This is a genomic window from Paenibacillus sp. V4I3, from assembly GCF_030817215.1.
Taxonomy (GTDB): domain Bacteria; phylum Bacillota; class Bacilli; order Paenibacillales; family NBRC-103111; genus Paenibacillus_E.
In genome coordinates this window covers 4,400,833-4,421,882 of sequence record NZ_JAUSZA010000001.1, presented here as the reverse complement: position 1 = coordinate 4,421,882, position 21,050 = coordinate 4,400,833, and the positions used below count along the sequence as shown (strand labels likewise).

The window sequence follows — 21,050 nt, the reverse complement described above, 5'->3', positions numbered from 1 at the left end:
GAAAATCAATCCCTTTTATTCCCAAGGGTATTTCATCGTGAAGAAGCTGGCCAGCTTCTTACTTTCAACTCTTCGTAGACGTCTCATTTCTGCTCGGTGTGGCGCCGATTCATGCAGCTTCTTCTCTTCTTCCGTTTCTGGAACCACATCTGGAACTTCAACCGGAACTTTGTTGTCATCGAGTGCAACGAATGTCAGGAAAGAGGTCGCAGCAATTTTTCTTGCCCCTGTCTTCAAATCTTCTGTTACGACTTTGACGAAAACCTCCATCGAGCTTTTGCCTGTCCATGTCACGAATGACTCCAAGCAAACCGAGTCTGACGTATGTATGGGTGACAAAAAGTCAACAGAATCTGTTGAGGCTGTCACGACAGACCTCCTGCAATGTTTATGTGCCGCAATCGATGCAATGTCATCAATATAGGACATCAGCTTTCCACCAAAGAGCGTGTTATGATTATTTACATCGGTCGGAAAAATTCGTGACGTCTTGAAACATCTGGATTCTCTAGCAAATCGTTGTTCCATATGAATTGCCCCCTCTATCTGCTACTAAATGAAATATGACTCATCATAACACAATTAGGGTCGTTTGGTTATAACTTGAGAAACGATTTACAAATTAATTAAGGGAGCTAACTATGCTTTTTGAATCGTGAGAATAAAGATTTACTCCCCTTCAAACTGCTTTTTTTAACCGTTTCTGCCGGCAGAATCTCTCTAAGTAAAGGGATCAAAGCATCTTTCAACTTTTCCAAAACCTCGGTCTGATCTTGGATACATTCCCCTTTCCAAACAGCACGCATAACTTCAGCACGCGGAATTTCAGGCAGGGTACATAACGGTGCCGCTGGAAGCGAATCTACCCATTCGCTCCGGAAATGTCCCGGTATTGAGCCATTAGCCACATAATGCACCTTTTTACCACGCTGTTGATACCTATCAAATCCTTTGAAATGTGCTCGTGAACTTGGGCGATTACACTTTCCAGGAGAAGCGTCTATAACTACAATGATCTCATCCGCACTATGACAAAGTTCTTGAACGGAAGGATCTTCCCAATGCGTGGATACGTCCCAGATGACGATCGGTTTTTTTATCGTATGTAGAAGTTTGAAGGAATCCGCAGGATGCCATGAGCTTTGAAATCCCTCAGGATGAAGAGGTACCCATGTCGTAAAACCGTTGGTCCATGATGAAATCGTTGCTGACGTTTGGTCACTAATGAGATTCGACACGAATGGGTAATCCTTAGGGGCCTTGCTATCGCCGTAAAGGAGCATATACCAAATCAGGTTCAATTGTTGGCTGCTCAACTACCGCGTTTGGGATGTGCAGAGAATGAAGAATTCTTGCCAATGTAATCGCCATGAATGTAGCACCTACACCAGCAAATAAACCGCCAATAACAATTAATTTATCAGGTGTTGAAGTAATGAATGGTGTTTGCAGATTTAGAGCTTCTGGGGCTGCTGTTGATTCGGAATAAATGGAACGAAGTCTCATTTTTACTTCCATGGCAGATTGACAGCGGTTTTGCGGGTGCTCTTGCAGGAGTAATCGTACCATTGAGGTTAAGGCTTCTGGTAAATCTGTTCGTATCTGTTCCAACGGTTTTTGAGTGATATACGCATATTGGCCGCCCGATAATAAGTAATACAGCATGGAGCCGAGTGTAAATAAATCAGTGCGCGCATCTGTTTGTAAGCCCAAGAACTGTTCGGGAGCCGCAAAGCCAATCGTACCCATTTGCATGGTGTCGGATTGTTTACCGTGTTTGAAGTGTCGGGCAACGCCAAAATCGATTAATCGGACTTGGTTGTGCTCATTTAACATCACATTGGAAGGCTTGAGATCGCGGTAAATAATCGGGCGAGGTTGAAAAGTGTGCAAATAGTGAAGTAAATCGCACAGCTGAAAGGCCATATGAACAATTTTCGCAACGGGAAGCTCACGGCCCTTTTCTTCAAATAAATCTTGCAACGTTGGCCCTTGAATATAATCCATAACCAAGAAGCCTTTTCCATCCTCGGTTGTAAAATAATCAACTAACTGAGGCAGCTGTGGGTGTTGGAGTCTAGCGAGCATTTCCGCTTCTTCTAGGAAGAATGTCATATCATCGGCTTCTACAGGCAAACATTCTTTCACTGCCCACTTCTTCCCTTTCAGCTTCAAATCTTCTGCTAAATAAACATGACTCATTCCACCTTGACCGAGCAAGGTTTCAAGTCGGTATCTTCCCCCTATACATGTTCCAATCCAGCTTTGTTTATTCATCAATAAATAAATGACCCCCTTATCAGGTAAGATTTACCTTGATTATAAGAGGGCCTTCTTTAAAAATCTACATTTTTTTCCACATTCTACGTCTTTTGCAAATAAAGCGTCAATTCTTCCCGATTGTGAAACAATTGCTTGGCTTTAAGCAGAAATAACGACGGCTCCAAAATCTTCAAAACATCACGAACCGTTTGGAACGGTTTTTTGTGCATGAGTTTGACCGTAATGATTGCCGTTCCCCCACTTTGTAAGGAATAGAGCAAATCAGCGACTAAACGACCCATTTGACGTGGATCCCAACTCATATCACAGACAAGCAAATCAAACTCATTTTCCCGCAGCTTCACATCGCCAGCATTTTTCTTAAGAATCGTGAGAAGTCGGTTGCCTTGAAGTCTGGGACTCATGGATGCAGGGTCAATAGCCGTAACACGCAAGCCACGCTCCAAAAGTAACGATGTCCATCCACCAGGGGCCGCGCCAATATCTAGTGCCGTACGAGCAACACTGAAATCAATATCGAATCGCTGTTCCGCTTCCAAAAGCTTAAATTTAGCACGCGAGATTTGATCCTCTTCCTTCATGAATCGGATCGCACCGCCTGACCAATCAGACAAATTGTCGGCAGGCTTGGATAGCCCCACGAATAGCTTCTTGGCGCTAATATACACGGAAATGATTTGATCCGCATACCGAACTACGGGTTCAGCCTGAATCTCAGAAACCAAAATTTCATCTAAAGCTGCCTTGACGGTGAAAGGTGCATAAGGTACATCCGCCCGCTCTTCTTTGCGCACTTGGGTGGCTATTTTCTTGCCTGAACCAATAAGCCCTGAAGAAATGGCTTCTCTTAGCCAAGCCTTGAGATGTTCGATATCCGCATCCGTACGGCTCAAATCCCATTCTTGACTCACAGGCTGAACATGCCTAAGAAACATAGGCTCCGTCTCTTTAAGCGTTGTGATCATATCTTCTATACCCTCGGGCACTTCAAATATAAACACCTCTGTCGGCACCAACAAAGTAAACTTAGTTAAGGGAAATAATTTACGAATTTCATCTTGTGCATATTGAGCGAACCCGTGATTCGAGGTACCAATGTATGTCGTTAAGTGTGTCATAGCCGCATCCTTTATGTAATCTACTATCTTGATTCAATAACCTTAATCCATGGTCGTTCTTGGAACCATTCCAACGTGATATCGATCCCAAAAGCTCGATGAATATTTTCTGGAGTCAGTACCTCTTCTTTGCGCCCTGCAGCAATGATTTCACCTTGTTCAATGATAGCAACATGCGTAAATAAAGGGATTATTTCTTCGATATGATGCGTCACGTATACAACCGTAATGTTTTGCTTGCTAAGGTCGTTGACATCTGTAAGAAAACGTTCTCTCTCGTATAAATCTAGACCGGCCGCCGGTTCATCCATAATGAGAATGGAAGGCTTCATCATGAGCGATCTGGCAAGCATGACTTTTTTACGCTCTCCTTGCGAAAGACTTCCTAAAGGCTGATGAGCCAAATGAGGAATGCGGACACGTTCCAACATGACTAGCGCACGATCTTTCACCTCTTGCGGTATTTCCTGATAAAACCGGAGATAGGCATACTCACCTGTAGAAACAACCTCGAGGACGGGGTCATTTAAGTTCAATTTTTCGAATAAAGACTGTGAAATATAGCCAATTTTCTTGCGAACTTCCCTCACATCACATTGACCATATCGATTGCCCAGCACGTCTACCGTTCCCCGACTTGGGAACTCGTATCCATTCATCATTTCAAGCAATGTTGTCTTTCCTGAACCATTGCGGCCTAACAATACCCAGTGTTCACCTGGCTGAATGTGTACATTCACATCCTGTAAAATATGACGTTCTCCTCTAATAAAATGAATACCGGATAAATGGATCATTTGCTGTCGATTCCTTTCTGACTACGGCTCACTCTTATAAGTCCCATGTGCAATCTGCATAAGCAAATCGTCAGGAATTCGGTGAGGGTATAGACTCATCCCTTCGGGTTTGGCCGTGTAAAGCGTTTGGTACATAGCCGTACAAGCCGAGGGACTGGAAGTATGAATATAAATCGTTTTGGGAAATTTGCGCTGTTGAGTCAACCAAATGACGACATCCATGCCTGTCTCCATCGTAGACCAACCCAAATCATGATCTAACGATAAAATATCAACATCAAACTCTTGGAGCAGTAAAATGCATTCTTTGACATCTTTGGCTAAAGTAAATCCTTGGGGGCAAGGGCGCAAGTCATCTAAGTATACATGAATCATGATCGGATTTCCTTTCCTGTTCATGATGGAATGAATCAAGTACTAGTAAACAAAGATTTCACCAGTGCAATTTCCTGAGCATGTGTACCGTCACTGCCTGAACCTGTTTCAAGAACGATTGGAATTTGCTTCAAAAAGGAAGAGGCAATCATCTTCTGTAAATTCTCAAGGCCAATATAACCGGCCCCAATATTCGCATGGCGGTCTCGGCGGGAACCATAAGGATGAACAGAGTCATTCAAATGAACAGCCTTCAGATGCGGAAAATAGTCAAGCTGTTTCCCCTTTGTCTCAAGCTCTAACCAGTTATGCCCTTGCCATAAGCCACTTGCAAATGCATGACACGTATCCAAGCAAAATCCAATCTTGTCTGGAGCTTCACTAAGTTTGCGCACTTGAACCATTTCTTCCATGGTTAGCCCCAGCTGAGCACCTTCCCCAGCTTGATTCTCAAGCAGAATCAAAGAAGAACCCTCATATCCCTGAGCAGCGTTATTCAAACATTGTATTATATTTTTATAGCCTTGTAACGGGTCTTTTCCAATATATTTTCCAAAGTGCACCACTAACCCTACCGAACCGCAGGCATCCGTAATTTCCAAACCATTCCTCAAAAGCTTAATCATATGCTCGCGTTCAACCTCATCAGCCGCAGGGTTCAGAGGATACGGAGCGTGCCCAATCGACAAAATGCCGTGTTCCAGGCAAAATTGCGCGCATGCACTTGTATCTCTTTGATTAACTAATTTGGTAGAAAGACTGCGCGGGTTCATAGGAAAGTATTGAAATGCATTAGCACCAATAGACAGAGCGGTTTTGGCCGCACCTAAATAGCCGCCACGCGTACTAACATGAGCGCCAATAAACATCAGGAATCAGCCCTTTCACGCTTGACAATTAGCACAGTAGAAGCATTTGCGACTCGAAACTTCTGTCTTGATTAGCGGATGTCCGCAGCGCAAACAAGGCTCCCCTTCTCGATCATATACACGACACTTAGCATCAAATTGCCCCGTCAAACGGTCCCCAATAAATAGAGGCTCGTCTATATATCCACCGAATTGAATTGCTTCGAGAAGAACCGAGCGCATGGCTTGAAATAAGCGATTTTGCTCTTCTTCAGTCAGTGAGGACAATTTGCGAAGTGGGAGAATACCCGCATAAAAGCATATCTCATCGGAATAGCAGTTCCCAATCCCTGAGAGAAACGATTGGTCAACAAAGGATAATTTCAAGTTGCTTTTCTTACTTTTCAACACCTGCTGGAACTGTGGAAAAGTAAAGCTGGAATCCAGTGGCTCAGGCCCAAGCTTGCCTAAGAGCAGATCAACCTCAGGCAGTGAGTGCATGTGTAAATATCCTAACCGCAACCCGATGAAATATAAGTGCTTCGTACCAAAATGGATCACAACTTGCGTTGTCCGGTCCGGCTTCTCATCCTCCGTGCCATAGAACATCCAACCACCAAGCATTAAATGCAATAACAAAACTTCACCTGATACTAAGTGAAACAGCAAATGTTTAGCTCTGCGATCTATCCGTATAATACGGTTTCCAGTTAGCTTACGAATGAAACTATCCGGTTCCACATTCAATGATTTCGGACGCGTAACTTCCGTGCCTGTGATTGGCGCACCTTGAATTAATCGCGTCAACTGCTGACGATACGTTTCCATTTCTGGAAGTTCGGGCATGGCACACTCTCCTTGCCTTTTTCTTCCTTGTATATCCAAATGACTGGGAAAGTAAACGGAACTACCTTACACAAACTTCAGGATGGTGCTGGAGAGTTCTTGGGGCTTTTGGTGTTTCTTTGTGCTCGTAGTGCTGCTTAGCTCTTCTTAATGCTTCTTTGCTTTAAACTAGGCGCTCCCCTGAATTCCCTTTTGACAAAACATAGATGCTCCCTTCGACATGAAATTCAAAAATAAGAGCCCCTAGAGATTCTTATTTCAATCATAATCGTATGAAAATGAGTAATAGCAGTCTTTAGGGACTTCTATTACTATGGAATGCTATCGAAACTGATGAAAATACTTAAATTAGGAGCCTCTAGGAGCTTCTATTTCTTGTTCATTGATGAAAAATGAAATTTAGCAGTCTCTAGAGGCTCTTATCTAATGTGTTGAAATAACTAAATTTGGCGTCCATACCCATTAAATTAGGCCTTCACTAACGTAAATCGGCTTTATTTTGCGTGTCTTGGTTTTCTCTTTCGATGTGTTCTTACCCTTCACAGCAAGTGAATTCATCTCAAACGGATGACTTTCTGCTTTCCTCAACTTACCTTTCAATCGATGGATACGTTTCTCTAGTGCTTCCTCGACTTCGTTTTGACGTTTATCTCCACGGTGAAGTGAACGGCGGCGCCAGAGCTTTGCCCAAACCTCCTCAGCGTAAAATATCGCCTGAGCAAAGTTCTTCTCTCGATGCTCGTAATACATCGCTAGCTCCAAATAAGGCTCCAAATGAAGTGCAATGCTCGCGTTTTTGATGACAATCCATCGTTTCCACAATTCAACTGCGCGAAGATATTCACCATTTTTCTTATAAAAAGCTGCTAACAGAAGAATGGCTGATTCTTGATCAGTTGGATTAGATGCTTCCAGATCATTCATTAACCTAGCAAACAATATATCGAAGTAATTGTCTGCAATTGCAGAACGACCCATTTTGTCTAGCCACAGTCCTGTTCGAAACATTTCTTCTAGTTCGATTACGGGTTCGGGTTCGATTTCGATTTCTCCACTCAGCAGTTTGCCAAAATGTATGGCAAGTGCACCTAAAGTAACGATATCGTGCTCATTATGAACGAAAACACCCTCGAGTACGGATGGATTTTTCTCGGCCAGATATTGAAAATATAAAGCGGGTGCCATGGATCCCGGCACATCATCTACTCGCTCAAATCCAAGGCGGCTCTCTTCGACTTTGCTTAGACGACAAGATGGCAGCGTGTTTCGCCACAGACTTCGCGAGGGGTAAAGGAGATCAAGCTGAAGCAGCTTCGCATCATTCAATTTGAGTCGATTAAGTACATAGCGATTCTTTAGAATAGGCCAATCGAATGTTCGGCCATTGTAGGAAATGATATGCGTGAAGCGGTCGAGCAGTTCTTGCAAATAAACAAGCATAGCATGCTCTTCCGCTGGGTTACGAATCAAGAGCTGTTCTACCGTGAACAGCTCACCGGTATAAAAGCCGATGCCGACCATGAACGGCACGTTACCTGCACCGACGCCGAGTCCGGTCGTTTCGGTGTCGAAGAAGAGCAGCTCTTCGAGCCGGACGACGGCGTCACGGTCGTGAAAGCAGGACAGCTGCTGCGCAACATCGGCCAGCTCACGCAGCCGATACTTGCCGTGCACGCTGTCCGCGCCGTACACACGGCGCCGCATGACGAACGAGCCGGCCGGGCTCGTTTCTACATGGGCGCCGAGCTGCGCCCACTCGCCGTCTGCCGCAGGCAGGGTCGGCGGTGCAACCTGAGCCGCCGAAGGTCCCCGCAGGCGGCCCAGCCTCTCGCGGAGCCCGCTCATCGGGCACCGCCTTCGAGCTGCGCAATGCTGAGCAGCACATGCTGCTTATCATTGGCCGAACGCCCCGCCGACATCTCCTCGTCGACGGTAAACCAATAAGATCTCGTAAGCAGCTCTTCTTCGGGCAACCGAATAGGGCCAGCATCTATGTTCTTGTGCGTTCTCAAACGAAATTTAATGTAGCAGGGTACAGAACCACGTATTTTCATATTACCCCCAACAATTCTATACTTTTTTGTTTTGCGTTAAGTCCCTCTATTTCCGTACCAATACATGAAGGGCAGCCGTCTTCACAGAGACATTTTCGTATTAAATTTCTTGCCGCAGCTTTTATATCGTCAAAACGCCTATAAACGTCTTCGGCAAGTCCAATGCCGCCGGGGTAATGGTCATATATGAAAATCGTAGGCAGCTGCGTATGCTCGGCCCTTATTTGTGAAACTACGTGTATATCGCTTCGGTCGCACATTACATGAATTGGTACTATATGCCTCAGTACATTCGAAATTCCTAAAAGCAGTTGTTCCAGCGTTTTCGTCCCTAATGTCGGGTCTACCTCTTTTAACTCTATCCAGGTCGCGCTGGTATGCAGTTCTTCTTCGGGTAGGTTAATTGGACCGTATCCGATATTTTCGAAACTGGTTAAGCGTATTTTCTTAAACAGTGTTGGCATCGCGTTTACTCGAACATCGCCATAATGAAGTGATGTGGTTCGCCTGTTTTCCGTCCGGTCAACTTCTAATACTATAAGCTTTACCGCTAGGTTTGCGTCCGTGTAATATTCTACATCGACTTCCCGTACGTAGGCCTTCTTATGCTCCCAGTCCAGCTTCTCAACTTGAAACTGTACCCCTTCATGAAGATAAATAGCTTCGTCATGTAACAGGGTCATAGCGCTAAATCTGTCCATTTCCCCAATAATTTTTACATTCGCTACGTCCGACTGGTCGATTATGACTACATTTTCTTGTGCTGCCGAACGCAGACTTACTTCGCTTGCTGGGAAAGACTGATTCGCCCAGAAAAAAGAATCCCCCGCCTGATGCAGTACCCTTTCTTCTACCAGGTATTCCAAAATGTCGGCTATCTCTAAAGGCCCGAATTCTTCCCCCTTTTTCATTGGAAGTTCATAAGCAGCGCAGCGTAAATGATCAACAAGAATAATTAAATTTTCCGGGTTAATTCTTGCTGATTCCGGGGAACGGTCGAAAAAATATTCAGGATTTTGGACTATGTACTGGTCTATGGGTGTATTGCTTGCTACCATTAGGACCAGGGCTTCCCCATGCCGTCTACCTGCCCTGCCTGCTTGCTGCCAAGTACTTGCTACACTTCCAGGGTAGCCACTCATAATGCAGACTTGCAGTTGACCTATGTCTACTCCCAATTCTAAAGCGTTCGTGCTTACTACGCCTAAAATTTCCCCGTTCCTTAACCCTCTTTCAATTTCCCTCCGCTGACTTGGTAAGTAACCGCCCCTGTAACCCCTTATAGATTTTGCCCCTATTTCATTCTTAACCAGTTCTTGTATGTGGCTTAAGATTATCTCTACTCGTACCCGACTTCGGGCAAAAACAATAGTCTGTACTTTATTTGCTAAGAATTCCCTGGCTAAATGGTTTACTTCTACTGTTGCGCTTTTCCGAATGTTTAACGCCTTATTAACAATTGGCGGGTTATAGAAAACAAAATGCTTCCTTCCCCTAGGAGCGCCGTTATCGTCAATTAGCCGCATAGGCTTTCCTGTAAGCTGTTCTGCTAGTTCCTTTGGATTTGCTATTGTCGCAGAAGTACAAATGAAAAGAGGGTTGCTGCCGTAAAATTTGCAGATTCGTTGTAATCTACGAATAACATTTGCTACATGGCTGCCGAAAACGCCCCTGTAAGTATGTAGTTCATCAATGACAATGTATTTAAGATTACTAAATAAACTTACCCATTTCGTATGATGGGGAAGGATTGCAGCATGTAACATATCTGGGTTAGTAATTACAATATGCCCTACAGTTCTAACAAGCTGCCTAATTGCTGGGGAAGTATCGCCGTCATATGTGAAGCTTTTTATATCAATGCCCATTTCCGTAATGATTTCGTTTAATTCGCTTTTTTGGTCTTGCGCCAGGGCTTTCGTTGGGAATAAGTAAAGCGCGCGGCTTCCGTCGTCTTCGGCTACTGCCTGTAATACAGGAAGGTTATAACAAAGTGTTTTACCCGAAGCAGTTGGGGTAACAGCAACAATATTTTCACCTTTACGTACAGTTTCATAAGCTGTGTGCTGGTGAGTGTATAACTGTTCTATTCCTCTTTGAGTTAATGCGGCCTTTATTCTTAGGTCTACGCTTTCAGGCATTGAACGGGTCTTTGCTTCTTGCGGTTCAACTTCATGCCAATTAACTATATTTTCATTACTTTTTAATCCTTGTATTAAATCCGATAGGGATTTTTTTCTTATCATATTTTCACCACTCCGCATAGAACGATTGTTCCCCTATTATAAACGTCTCACACAAAATAAAAAAGCCCCATTTATTTACTAGGGCCTCATTTTGTGTAACCTACTATTCATTTTTTTGCTTCGGTTTCCCGCCGCAGCCTTACAGAATATACGTTCGTATGTCTACATGAGATCGGATGAATCATCATAATCATACCGAATTCCTTCATGTTCTATGGTTGCCTGTTGAGCATTGACGGTGAGCGCCTGCTCCACATTCTCTTGCATTTTGAGCAAAACTTCATGATAATCTCTTGAACGATGCTCTTCCCTATCATGTTTCATCGCTGTTCTTAGCGCTCTTTCAATTATAATAACATCATGACTAGTAAAATTCACGGTTTCTCGCACCTCTTCTTGGTCCATCATTTCATAACCACTAGTTTTTCCATAATCATGAAAAACCATACCGTTCAAGAGGATTTTCAGAAACTCGTAATCGACTTTGAAATCAGGTAATATAAGGAAGATTACAAAATAAGGAGGAATTTATCGTGACAACTTCTTTACCTGCTGAAGTCGAATCCAATCGTCAACCTGACCACGAAATCAACCCTCAATTCCTAACACGTTGGTCGCCACGCTCCTTTACCGATCAAGAAGTGACAGAAGATGTTCTCCTTAGTCTTTTTGAAGCCGCAAGGTGGGCACCTTCCGGAAGCAACTTGCAGCCATGGCGCTTCATTATTGCCCGCACACCTGAACAGCGAGCTAAATTTCACAACTTCATTATGCCGGTCAACCGGGAATGGTGCGAAAAAGCCCCCGTCCTCACCCTTGTCATTTCACATACCAAAACGCCTAAAGGCGGCGATAACCCAAGTCACGCGTTCGATGCTGGTACAGCTTGGGGTTACCTCGCTCTAGAAGCCAACAATCAAGGTCTAATCACTCACGCCATGGGCGGATTCGATCGGAATCAAGCCCGCGAAGCCCTTCAAATCCCTGAAGAGTACGATATTCATGCTGTGATCGTCATTGGTTACCGCGGCCCTGTTGAAGCTCTCGACGAGAAGTTCCAAGAGCGCGAAATCCCATCAGGCAGACGAGAGTTAAGCGAGCTTTTATACGGTGGAGAATTTGGTCAGACGCTTTAAGTTTATGAAAAAAGAACACTTCATCACGAGTGTAAAATACCGTGTCATGAGGTGTTCTTTCTTTTTATATGAATATTCAACCTTATCCATTCATTTCAAATCTATCAAACATACGGCGGGTCCCAAGCCTTCTTATCCCAACCGAGCGTGTCGCTGACCACGTTCATGTCCCGGTCCAGCAGCACATTGACGCCGAAAGGGAGCTTACGTTTATGCCAGAATCGCACATCGCGCCACTGCACCTCATAACCATCGTTCTTCTCTTTCCAACACACGTGAATCCGTTGTGCGAAGTGCAAGAAGGCACGAACACCATCCGTGGCCATGGTTGCCTGAACAATAGGATGTGAATCGTTCTGATTGTAATCCGCTTTACTATACTCCTCCTGAATCAATACGTGACCATGTCGGATCTCACCTAGATAGAAACATGTGTCATCCTCAAGTACGAATTGCCATTGAAACCAACTGAGGCTAGGAATGAGATGACAGATGCCATCTGCGAGGTTCAATTTACTTTTTACGAGCTTAACGAAACGATTGCGCTGCGAGGTTCTTATTGCAATATAGAAGAAGGTTGCCGCATATATCAAAGCGAATACCTCTCCGATATGGCTGCCACCATTTCCTTGCCAGATGAACAACCATAGTAGGACACCAAGGCCATGAAGAACAAATAAGAATGGTTCATAGAGACAGAGGGTGTCGAGATGGAACCATTTCTGCGAAAATGGACGGAAGCACTGGACGCCATACACATTGAACAAATCTAGAAATACGTGGAACATTACAGCTGCAAAAGTCCATAGATATAAGCTAATCAGATGCTCCCATACACCAAACAAGGCAGCAAGGGGCAAACTTAGAAGGATGGGCCAAATGAACAAAGCCGGCAACGAATGTGTGATCCCTCGATGAACGCGAACATAGTTCGCATATCCTCTCAGACGTGCAAAGGTGTCAAAATCAGGGGCATGCGAACCAATGAGTGTTCCTGCAAGTATGGCATGGGCCAGCGCTGGTTCCTGTGCAACGGCCGGTTCCAAACATGCCAATCCCGCTAACGTGACGCCGAACAATAAGTGGCTTCCAGTGTCCATGTGTCGATCACCAATCCTTTTGGTCGTTGTGTGAGTCATCCTGCTGCTTCCGTAGTCAAATCTATACTTCCGATCACATCGTTACTTGTGTTATTAGCAGCTGATGATGGGACCTTCTCCCACCGTTCATGAACATTAAACCAATAAAACCATGCCGAAGGCTGCTCACGGATCACACGCTCCATGAACGCATTCAAAAGCAAGTTTGCCTCTGCACGTTCTGAACGTCCTGAACGTCCTGTACGCTCAAATTGTTCGTGTAAATGCATAGGAGATCCAAAAACTAACCGATGTTTAAACCCTTTGACGCGATATCCATAGAAAGGTACAACTGGCACTTGATGCTCTAGCGCTAACATGGCTGCACCTTCAGGTGTACGAGTCAGTCGGCCAAATAACCTCGATAAAGGAAATGTCGGTCTCCAGAAGTCACCGAGGATGAAAATAACTCCGCCGCTCTGCACGTGCTTTTTCAATGTACGATACAGCTCCAACGGGGGGACACTGTCGTAATCTAAGCCATTACAACCCATAGCGGCAAACTTCATATACAGAGGTTTAAGTTCAGGACTTCCAGCTGAAGCCACTGTTAAGCAATCGAACTTCTGAGTCAAATACCAATAATAGTTGAAAAAGTTGCCAACATGAGGTGCATAAACAATGAATCCCTTACCCTCCGCTTGATGCTGTGCTTCTTGTAGATGTTCCTCACCTTGCACATTAAAGTGACTAGCATAAAGCTTTTTCAACCGAACAGAAAGGAAAAGAATTTCATAAAGTGTATACACGACATTTTGAACATAATGCTTGGAAATAGCCTTTAATGAACTCTTAGGCATTTCACCTAGTAAGTCTATTAAATTGTGTTCCACTCGCTTTAGAAACCCTTTTCGGAATACCCGATAAAGCACAAACGCTAACATAGAACAAGCAGCCGACATCATCCACATGGGATAAACACAGAGCACTCTCTCGATGCGATGCAGCCTACGTTCATTCAACGTCAGCTTGGCAATCCATTCATACAAGGTAAGTCCTCCTTACCTGCTTAAGTAGTCAGAAAGTGGCGTTTATAACGACGTGTAACCCGATCTTTTTGTAAAATAATAAAGAAATCTACGGTCTCAAATAGCTCATCATATGCCGGGTCTCCGCCAATCTCCGCTCCGAGCCATTGATAGCCTTTCATCAGAGGCGGCAGTTTACGGAACAGCTCTTTTTCATTGCTATCGATTTCCATTCGAGTAAGGCCAGGGATTCGATGCGTAGCAAGTGGTTCAATACCGAATCGGTCTGTTATCACTTGCTTCTGGCGCAGCATCGAGTAGATCAAATTGAGTTCCTCCAAATTGCCCACATGCACACTCGCACAACCAATTAAATGCGTATAATTCCGCTCGCTAATATAACCAGCAATGCCTTCCCAAAGGAGTTGAATCGCTTTTCCACCACGATATTCGGGAGCAATACAGCTCCGTCCAAGCTCCAGCGTTTGACTTTTCAATTCTGAATAGGCCGTAAGATCAAATTCAGTTTCGGAATAAAATCCGATCCCGCTCAAAGCTCGATCCCCAGGCAGTAACCGATAAGTACCGATCACTTGCTCGGTTTCGATATCTTTCACAATGAGATGATCACAGTAAGCATCGTAGACGTCTTTCTCAAGCCCCTGCTCATTCAGCATCCTCATGTTCTTCTCTTCCTCGACGAAAACTTGATACCTAAGTCGCATAGCCTGCTCAATCTCTTGTGCGCTGCTTGCAAGCCTAACCGACAGCTTGGCATGCTGGGGCGCCGTATTCAGAAGTGGTCCACTCATCTTCCTCACGCCTATCAACTGGAGTCTAATAACTCAAGATTAGCAGAGGATTATTAAGTGTTCGTTTTCGTGTTATTAAGAATTTGTAATATTTCGTGAATACTCTTTACGTATTTGTGGCTAAAAAAAAGAACAGAGCTCTTATTACGAGCTCTGTTCCTCAACATGCACAGCACTATTTTAACCACATGTAAATGGGTATAAATAAAATCGAAGTCATAATCCCACAAATCCCCATGGATAATCCAGCAAATCCTCCCTGCTGCTCAGAATCCTTGAATACTTTGGCTGTTCCAATGCCATGAGCCGCTGTTCCAATTGCAATGCCGATCGAGATATCATCTCTAATTCGAAACCAACTCAAGATCCGAGTACCAAACATACTGCCCATCAGCCCAGTTAAAGTGGTTAATACCGCTGTTAATTCCGGAATCGCGCCTAACCGCGCGGCTATTTCAATTGAGATGGCCGAGCTTACCGATTTGGGAAGCATACTTAGGATAATGGCCTGACTTCCTCCTAATAACCCCACAATGGCTGCACTAGCTGAAATGCCTGTAATTGAACCCGCTAAAACACTTATCAAGACACGCGCCAAATTTCTACGTATTAATTCTTTATATTTGTAGAGAGGTACGCCTAACGCAACTGTAGCAGGCCCTAGTAAAAGCGTCAGCACGTCAGCCCCTCGTTTAAAGTCCTCATAAGGAATACGAAAGCATACTAATACAAGGATAATGAACCCCGTACAACTAAAAAGAGGGTGCATAAACCGCCATCGTTGGTACAACAAATTGGCTAACGCATAGCTGATTACACTTAGAGAAAGACCAAACAATGGATGCTGCAGTATGCTATTCGCCATATTTGTTACTCTCCTGTCCTAACTTTGACGATACCCAACCCGTTACTACAAGAACAGCCACCATTGCACCAACAGTCCCGCCGCAAATAGCAAGCCAATTAGCTCCAATGATCGGAATAAAGGCTAGAACGCCAACCGTAAAAGGAATAAAAAAGAGCATCATATGCCTCGTCAACAGCGAAGCCGCTTCTTCCACCCAAGCCAGCTTTACGAGCTTAGTGAACAAAGCCGCGGTAAAAAGAATGAGCCCGATCACGTTGCCTGGCAGCGGCAGGTGCAGGCTCATCTGAATCACATAACCTAAGAAATTAAAGCTTAGTAATATAGCAAAACCGAGCATAAAATTCTCCAATCCAGCTGCGAGCAGCACTATCCTGAGTCTCTGTAATAATTTCGTATTTCCCTAAACATAACACAAAAAATCGAGGACATAAAAATAGAAAGCAGCACTTCGGCAAGTGTAATTTCCATATGATCACCTCGGTTAACGTGGGATTTTGTTTATTGTATGTGGGAAATCAGGGAGATTGACTTCTTAAACAGTGAATAATCTTATTCACCTTGTGGAATCGTATAACAGGATGTCAATCTATCGCCTCAAAGGGAGGGAAGAAATACTATGGCAAAGCCAGACAATCGTGAAGATAATCCAGCCCGTTTGCAGAACGCCATCGACCATACGATGGCTAATTTGCGCGAAGCTGAGGACTACTTGGACGAACATGCAGATGAAATAACTGCCGAGGAAAAACAGAGCATCGAATCCAAGAATGAACGCCGTAAAGAAAGCATTAGCGGCTTCATCGAGGAGAAAAAAGACGAATCGAACAGATAATAAAAGCGAGAAGCCACTTCCAAAATTCGGGTGTGGCTTTTCTTTTTTTACCCTTTGCGCGGCACGTCAAAGCCCCAGAAATCCTTAGCTATGTAGCTATTGATGTGAATCTTTTGAGCCTCTTGCAAAAGCTCCATTACGGCATCCCCCTGATATCGCGAGCTAATATGAGTCATGATCAGCGCATTCGCTCCCGCTTCCTGCGCAGTTCTTGCCGCGTCGATCGAAGTGGCATGATCAAACGAATACGCAAGCTCCTGCTTGTCCATGGCGAATGTGGCCTCGTGCACAAGCACATCAGCGCCTCTTGCCAAGTGCTGAGCCCCGCTGCAGTAGCGCGTGTCACCAAGAATAACGACGATGCGCCCCGGTATTGGAGCGCCTAGAAAATCAGTCCCATGAAGCGTACGACCATCCTCCAACTGGACGGATTGGCCTTGCTTCAATTTACCATAAAGCGGACCCGCCGGGATGCCGAGTTCCGTTAGTTTTTCCTGCATAAGCTTGCCGGGTTGATCTTTCTCTATCACTCTGAAACCGAAGCATTCAATGCGATGCTCTAGTCGTGCCGTCTCGACTTGGAAGGTTTCATCTTCGAAAATCAGACCTTCTTCCTCAATTTCCACGATTTGCAGCGTATACGTTAAATGAGCCCCGCTTACTGAGAGGGCCGTCTCAACAAAGCTCTTCAGACCCCGCGGTCCATATAGCGTAAGAGGTGTATCTCCTCCTAAATAGGAACGACTCGTTAACAAACCAGGTAGACCGTACAAATGGTCCCCATGCAGATGCGTGATGAAAAGCATCTCCGTTCGTCCCAATTTCACTGGAGAATTCAGAATCTGCTGTTGCGTCCCTTCTCCACAGTCGAACAGCCAATAGGTTCCACGTTCATCAAGCAAGTTTAATGCTATTGAGGTGACATTTCGTTGTTTGGAGGGCATACCCGCCCCCGTACCCAAAAAATACAAGTCCACGATCTAAACTCCATTCTATCTAAAATCACGATGCCAAAATGTAAAGCGAGGACGCCGACGAACCATGTAGTTCGTATAAGCTGCCTCGCTTTATACATAAGCTTTCTATCCTACGTTGAAGTAACGAGCTTCCTTATGGGCAAACACGATCGCTGAAACTGATGCTTCCGGCTCCATCATAAATGACTCCGTTAACTCTACGCCTATATCCTCTGGCTTCAGCAAGTTGAACAATTTCGCTTGGTCCTCGAGATTCGGACATGCCGGGTAACCGAAGGAGAACCGTTGTCCGACATATTTAGCCCCAAATCTCTCCTGCATTGTCATATCTACTCGATCAGCTATCCCCCATACATCTCGCATGATGTGATGAATCCGCTCGGCAAATCCTTCAGCCATTTCAAGTGCCGTGGCCTGAAGGGCATGGGATTTCAAATAATCCCCTTTATCCCGCCATTCTTTAGCCAATTCATTTATATCATGCCCTGCCGTAACAAGTAAGAAACCGACGTAATCCATTTGTCCGCTTTCTACTGACTTTAGGTAATCGGATAAACAAAGATATGGTTCTTTATCCTGACGCGGGAAAGTGAAGGTCTCTAGCACTTTACTGTGATCCTGCGGGTCATACACGATGACATCGTTGCCGCTGGATTGTGCTGGGAAGAAACGGTACATCCCGTGGGCTTTGATAATCCCATTATGCTGAGCAGCATATAGAATTGAATCCACTGTATCTCTCAACTGAAGGGCTTTCGTATCTTTGTCGCTCAGCAGCTGCTCTACTTTACCTTTCAATCCAAGATGATGTCCAAGCAGCATCTGCATGTTGACATAAGGCATCAGATGGCTAATCGGGTAATCCCTCATGATATGGCGTTCTGTATCCTGCGGCACTTGCACAGGAAGATCCTTGGAAACAGCAGACGAACTCACGCGTGTGAGCTCCGGCATTTTCTCTTCCTTCTTACCGGTATCCATAACATCGGATTCCAGGCTCTCTCTCAGCTCCTGAATGAGTCGCTTGCGCTGCTCAGGATCACTTAATCGGTTCGCAATATCTAAACCGTCCATCGCATCCTTCGCGTACAGGACAACACCCTCGTATTCAGGCTGAATACGCGTTTTGGTGAATTTACGTGTTAGTGCAGCCCCACCAACCAGAATCGGCACATCCACACCAGCCGTGCGTAAATCCTGCGCGGTTATGACCATTTGCTGCGCAGATTTCACGAGCAAGCCTGATAAACCAATTGCATCCGGCTTTTCTCTTCGGTAAGCTTCAATAATTTGTTCCGGAGGTACTTTAATCCCAAGATTAATGATTTTATAACCATTGTTCGATAGGATAATTTCGACCAGATTTTTACCGATATCGTGGACATCACCTTTAACGGTTGCTAGAATAATTTTCCCCTTAACCGCTGTTTCGGATTTCTCCATGAATGGTTCCAGGTAATTAACTGAAGCCTTCATCACTTCCGCACTTTGTAAAACCTCAGCCACAATCAGTTCATTGCCATTAAAGAGGCGTCCAACTTCCTCCATCCCCTTCATGAGCGGTCCGTTGATGACTTCAAGCGGCGAATAAGTCTGTAAGGCAATTTCCAAATCAGGGATGAGCCCTTCCTTGGTCCCCTCCACGACATAAGAGCCAAGTCTTTCTTCCAGAGACAGATTCGAAATCTTCTCTTTCTTCTCCACTTTTTTCTCACGGAAATGGGCAACGAACTTTGCCAATGTCTCATCATTCGTATTGTAAATAAGCTCTTCAGCTAATTGGCGTTCTGTATCCGGGATGGAAGCGTAACGCTCCAGTTTCTCTGTATTCACAATAGCATAATCTAGGCCTGCCTTCGTACAGTGATACAAATAGACGGAATTCAGTACTTCACGCCCAGCGTCAGGTAAACCGAAAGAGATATTACTTAAGCCAAGAATCGTTTTTGCTGCAGGATATTTAGCTTTAATCAGCTTGATGCCCTCAATCGTCTCTACGGCGGAACCGATATACTGCGGATCCCCAGAGCCTACTGGGAACATATTCGGATCAAATATAATATCCTCAGGATTCATGCCATACTTCTCTGTCAAAAGCTCGTAGGACCGCGTCGCCACTTCGATCTTCGCTTCACGCGAAACGGCTTGGCCTCGTTCATCAATGAGAATACAAACAACGGCAGCCCCGTAACGTTTGATTAAAGGTAAAATCCCTTCGAACTTCGTTTCGCCATCCTCCAAGTTAATGGAGTTAATGATCGCCTTACCTTGGGAGTACTTAAGTCCAAGCTCAATGATGTGGTCATAGGTCGAGTCAATCATTAACGGAACTTTGACTTTCTTCACAACCTGCTGCATGAACTCTTCAACAGCATAAGCCTCGTCAATGTCAGTATCCTGCAGGTTAATATCAATAACATGAGCGCCGTTCTTAACTTGATTACGTGCAATTTCAGAGCCCTCTTCAAACTTCCCTTCTTTAATCAGGCGTTTGAATTTTCGTGAACCTGAAATATTGGTCCGCTCGCCAACCATGATAGGACGATTTTCTGGCTCGATAAATAACGTTTCAATCCCTGAGACAGCAGGTAAATGCGTACCATATTGCGTTCTTGGCTTATACTGAGATAATGTCTCGGCCATTGCACGAATATGTTCTGGCGTTGTCCCACAACAGCCCCCGGCAATATTGAGCCAGCCTTGCTCAGCAAATCCGGCCATCTTTTTAGCCAAAGATTCGGGAGACTCGTGGTAATGTCCGTTCTCGTCCGGCAAACCGGCATTCGGATAACAACTAATCGCTGTTCCAGCAATATCAGACAACGTTCGGATATGATCCCTCATAAATTCAGGGCCTGTAGCACAGTTCAAACCCATTGAAATAGGCTTCAAATGTTCCAAAGAAATATAGAAGGATTCAATATTTTGACCGGCTAGCGTTGTGCCCATCGGTTCAATGGTACCCGAGATCATTATCGGAAGTTCAACACCCAATGTTTCATACGCTCTGCGAATTCCGATACTGCCTGCTTTTACGTTCAGAGTGTCTTGAGAAGTTTCCAAAAGAAGTGCATCCACCCCCGCTTCAACGAGAGCTAACGCTTGCTCGTAATAGCTCTCCTCTAGTTGAGCGAATGTTACTCCACCGGTTACCGACAACGTTTTGGTCGTAGGACCCATGGCTCCGATAACATAACGAGGCCACTCAGGTGTCGAATATTTATTCGCTGCCTCGATGGCAATTTTAGCTGCAGCAAGATTTAACTCGCGATGACGGTCTTGCAAATCATATTCAGCTAATACCACACTCGTAGTCCCGAATGTATTCGTTTCTATCATATCAGCGCCCGCGGCGAAGTAAGCTTCATGAATTTTGCGGATAACGTCCGGACGTGTTACACATAGAATTTCATTACACCCGTCTAGATCATCGCTTCCGAAATCATCAGCGGTTAAGTTCTCTTGCTGAATCATTGTACCCATGGCACCATCTAGGATCATGATCTTCTTTTTAAGCTGCTCTTGTATCGGTGTTTTGGTCATTGCATGACTCCCTTTCAACTTATCCTAAAGCAATAGAGAATAAAAAAAACGACAAATTATGTTATGGTTTAGTGTAACAGAATCCGGCTTCTATGAAAAGAATTTGAATTATCACTTTTACCTATAGGCTTTATCGGAAATCCTTATGTTCAACCATCGACAGCTGGCTACATTTCCACTATAATACAAGTATATTTTCTTTGAAAGA

At 44.7% G+C, this 21,050-nt stretch carries 21 protein-coding genes; 2 read left to right on the top strand and 19 right to left on the bottom strand.

What is annotated here, in order from left to right:
- Positions 1-15: 15 nt before the first annotated feature.
- From QFZ77_RS20170 to QFZ77_RS20115, 12 genes are all read right to left on the bottom strand, one after another.
- Entirely contained in the window at positions 16-528 is a 513-nt protein-coding gene (locus QFZ77_RS20170) for an acyl-CoA thioesterase (RefSeq protein WP_057302375.1), read from the bottom strand.
- Positions 529-635: 107 nt separating this feature from the next.
- Positions 636-1,238, bottom strand: coding sequence for a hypothetical protein (locus QFZ77_RS20165; RefSeq protein WP_307442147.1), 603 nt, complete (start codon positions 1,236-1,238; stop codon positions 636-638).
- Between the two features lie 25 nt (positions 1,239-1,263).
- Positions 1,264-2,277, bottom strand: a complete 1,014-nt coding sequence (locus QFZ77_RS20160; RefSeq protein ID WP_307442146.1) for a serine/threonine protein kinase — start codon at positions 2,275-2,277, stop codon at positions 1,264-1,266.
- An 86-nt stretch (positions 2,278-2,363) separates the two neighbouring features.
- The gene (locus QFZ77_RS20155) at positions 2,364-3,401 is read right to left on the bottom strand and encodes an SAM-dependent methyltransferase (RefSeq protein WP_307442145.1); all 1,038 of its coding nucleotides are present in this window, start codon (positions 3,399-3,401) and stop codon (positions 2,364-2,366) included.
- Between the two features lie 23 nt (positions 3,402-3,424).
- Positions 3,425-4,198 (bottom strand): ABC transporter ATP-binding protein, encoded by a 774-nt coding sequence (locus QFZ77_RS20150; RefSeq protein WP_307442144.1) that lies wholly within the window; start codon positions 4,196-4,198, stop codon positions 3,425-3,427.
- A gap of 21 nt (positions 4,199-4,219) precedes the next feature.
- Positions 4,220-4,573, bottom strand: a complete 354-nt coding sequence (locus tag QFZ77_RS20145; RefSeq protein ID WP_307442142.1) for a cyclic-phosphate processing receiver domain-containing protein — start codon at positions 4,571-4,573, stop codon at positions 4,220-4,222.
- Positions 4,574-4,608: 35 nt separating this feature from the next.
- Positions 4,609-5,442 carry a deoxyribonuclease IV gene (locus QFZ77_RS20140; RefSeq protein ID WP_307442141.1) on the bottom strand — a complete coding sequence of 278 codons (834 nt, stop codon included), beginning with the start codon at positions 5,440-5,442 and terminating at the stop codon, positions 4,609-4,611.
- Between the two features lie 15 nt (positions 5,443-5,457).
- Entirely contained in the window at positions 5,458-6,267 is an 810-nt protein-coding gene (locus QFZ77_RS20135) for an Fpg/Nei family DNA glycosylase (protein WP_307442140.1), read from the bottom strand.
- Positions 6,268-6,729: 462 nt separating this feature from the next.
- A complete protein-coding gene (locus QFZ77_RS20130; RefSeq protein WP_307442139.1) occupies positions 6,730-8,112 on the bottom strand; it encodes a ribonuclease H-like domain-containing protein in 1,383 nt (460 codons plus the stop codon).
- The gene (locus QFZ77_RS20125; protein ID WP_307442138.1) at positions 8,109-8,321 is read right to left on the bottom strand and encodes a hypothetical protein; all 213 of its coding nucleotides are present in this window, start codon (positions 8,319-8,321) and stop codon (positions 8,109-8,111) included. The genes QFZ77_RS20130 and QFZ77_RS20125 overlap by 4 nt, the downstream gene beginning before the upstream one ends.
- Entirely contained in the window at positions 8,318-10,564 is a 2,247-nt protein-coding gene (locus tag QFZ77_RS20120; RefSeq protein ID WP_307449670.1) for a DEAD/DEAH box helicase, read from the bottom strand. The genes QFZ77_RS20125 and QFZ77_RS20120 overlap by 4 nt, the downstream gene beginning before the upstream one ends.
- 165 nt (positions 10,565-10,729) lie before the next feature.
- Positions 10,730-11,023: a hypothetical protein gene (locus tag QFZ77_RS20115; protein ID WP_307442137.1), complete on the bottom strand. Its 294-nt coding sequence runs from the start codon at positions 11,021-11,023 to the stop codon at positions 10,730-10,732.
- Between the two features lie 77 nt (positions 11,024-11,100).
- Between QFZ77_RS20115 and QFZ77_RS20110 the strand changes: the two genes are divergently transcribed.
- Positions 11,101-11,703, top strand: coding sequence for a nitroreductase family protein (locus QFZ77_RS20110; RefSeq protein ID WP_307442135.1), 603 nt, complete (start codon positions 11,101-11,103; stop codon positions 11,701-11,703).
- 104 nt (positions 11,704-11,807) lie between these two features.
- On the opposite strand, the gene QFZ77_RS20105 is transcribed toward QFZ77_RS20110, so the two are convergent.
- From QFZ77_RS20105 to QFZ77_RS20085, 5 genes are all read right to left on the bottom strand, one after another.
- Positions 11,808-12,803: a metal-dependent hydrolase gene (locus tag QFZ77_RS20105; protein WP_307442134.1), complete on the bottom strand. Its 996-nt coding sequence runs from the start codon at positions 12,801-12,803 to the stop codon at positions 11,808-11,810.
- Between the two features lie 35 nt (positions 12,804-12,838).
- Entirely contained in the window at positions 12,839-13,831 is a 993-nt protein-coding gene (locus tag QFZ77_RS20100; RefSeq protein ID WP_307442132.1) for a lysophospholipid acyltransferase family protein, read from the bottom strand.
- A 20-nt stretch (positions 13,832-13,851) separates the two neighbouring features.
- The gene (locus tag QFZ77_RS20095; protein WP_307442130.1) at positions 13,852-14,622 is read right to left on the bottom strand and encodes a GNAT family N-acetyltransferase; all 771 of its coding nucleotides are present in this window, start codon (positions 14,620-14,622) and stop codon (positions 13,852-13,854) included.
- A 175-nt stretch (positions 14,623-14,797) separates the two neighbouring features.
- Positions 14,798-15,487, bottom strand: coding sequence for an LrgB family protein (locus tag QFZ77_RS20090; protein ID WP_307442129.1), 690 nt, complete (start codon positions 15,485-15,487; stop codon positions 14,798-14,800).
- A complete protein-coding gene (locus tag QFZ77_RS20085) occupies positions 15,477-15,827 on the bottom strand; it encodes a CidA/LrgA family protein (RefSeq protein ID WP_307442127.1) in 351 nt (116 codons plus the stop codon). Before QFZ77_RS20085 ends, QFZ77_RS20090 begins: the two co-directional genes overlap by 11 nt.
- Before the next feature lie 279 nt (positions 15,828-16,106).
- On the opposite strand from QFZ77_RS20085, the gene tlp reads away from it, so the two are divergent.
- Positions 16,107-16,322 carry a small acid-soluble spore protein Tlp gene (gene tlp, locus QFZ77_RS20080; protein WP_307442126.1) on the top strand — a complete coding sequence of 72 codons (216 nt, stop codon included), beginning with the start codon at positions 16,107-16,109 and terminating at the stop codon, positions 16,320-16,322.
- A gap of 47 nt (positions 16,323-16,369) precedes the next feature.
- Here tlp and rnz read toward each other — a convergent pair whose 3' ends face one another.
- Together rnz and metH are read right to left on the bottom strand one after the other, a co-directional pair.
- A complete protein-coding gene (gene rnz, locus QFZ77_RS20075) occupies positions 16,370-17,299 on the bottom strand; it encodes a ribonuclease Z (protein ID WP_307442124.1) in 930 nt (309 codons plus the stop codon).
- 105 nt (positions 17,300-17,404) lie between these two features.
- Positions 17,405-20,842, bottom strand: coding sequence for a methionine synthase (gene metH, locus QFZ77_RS20070; RefSeq protein ID WP_307442122.1), 3,438 nt, complete (start codon positions 20,840-20,842; stop codon positions 17,405-17,407).
- Positions 20,843-21,050 lie beyond the last annotated feature (208 nt).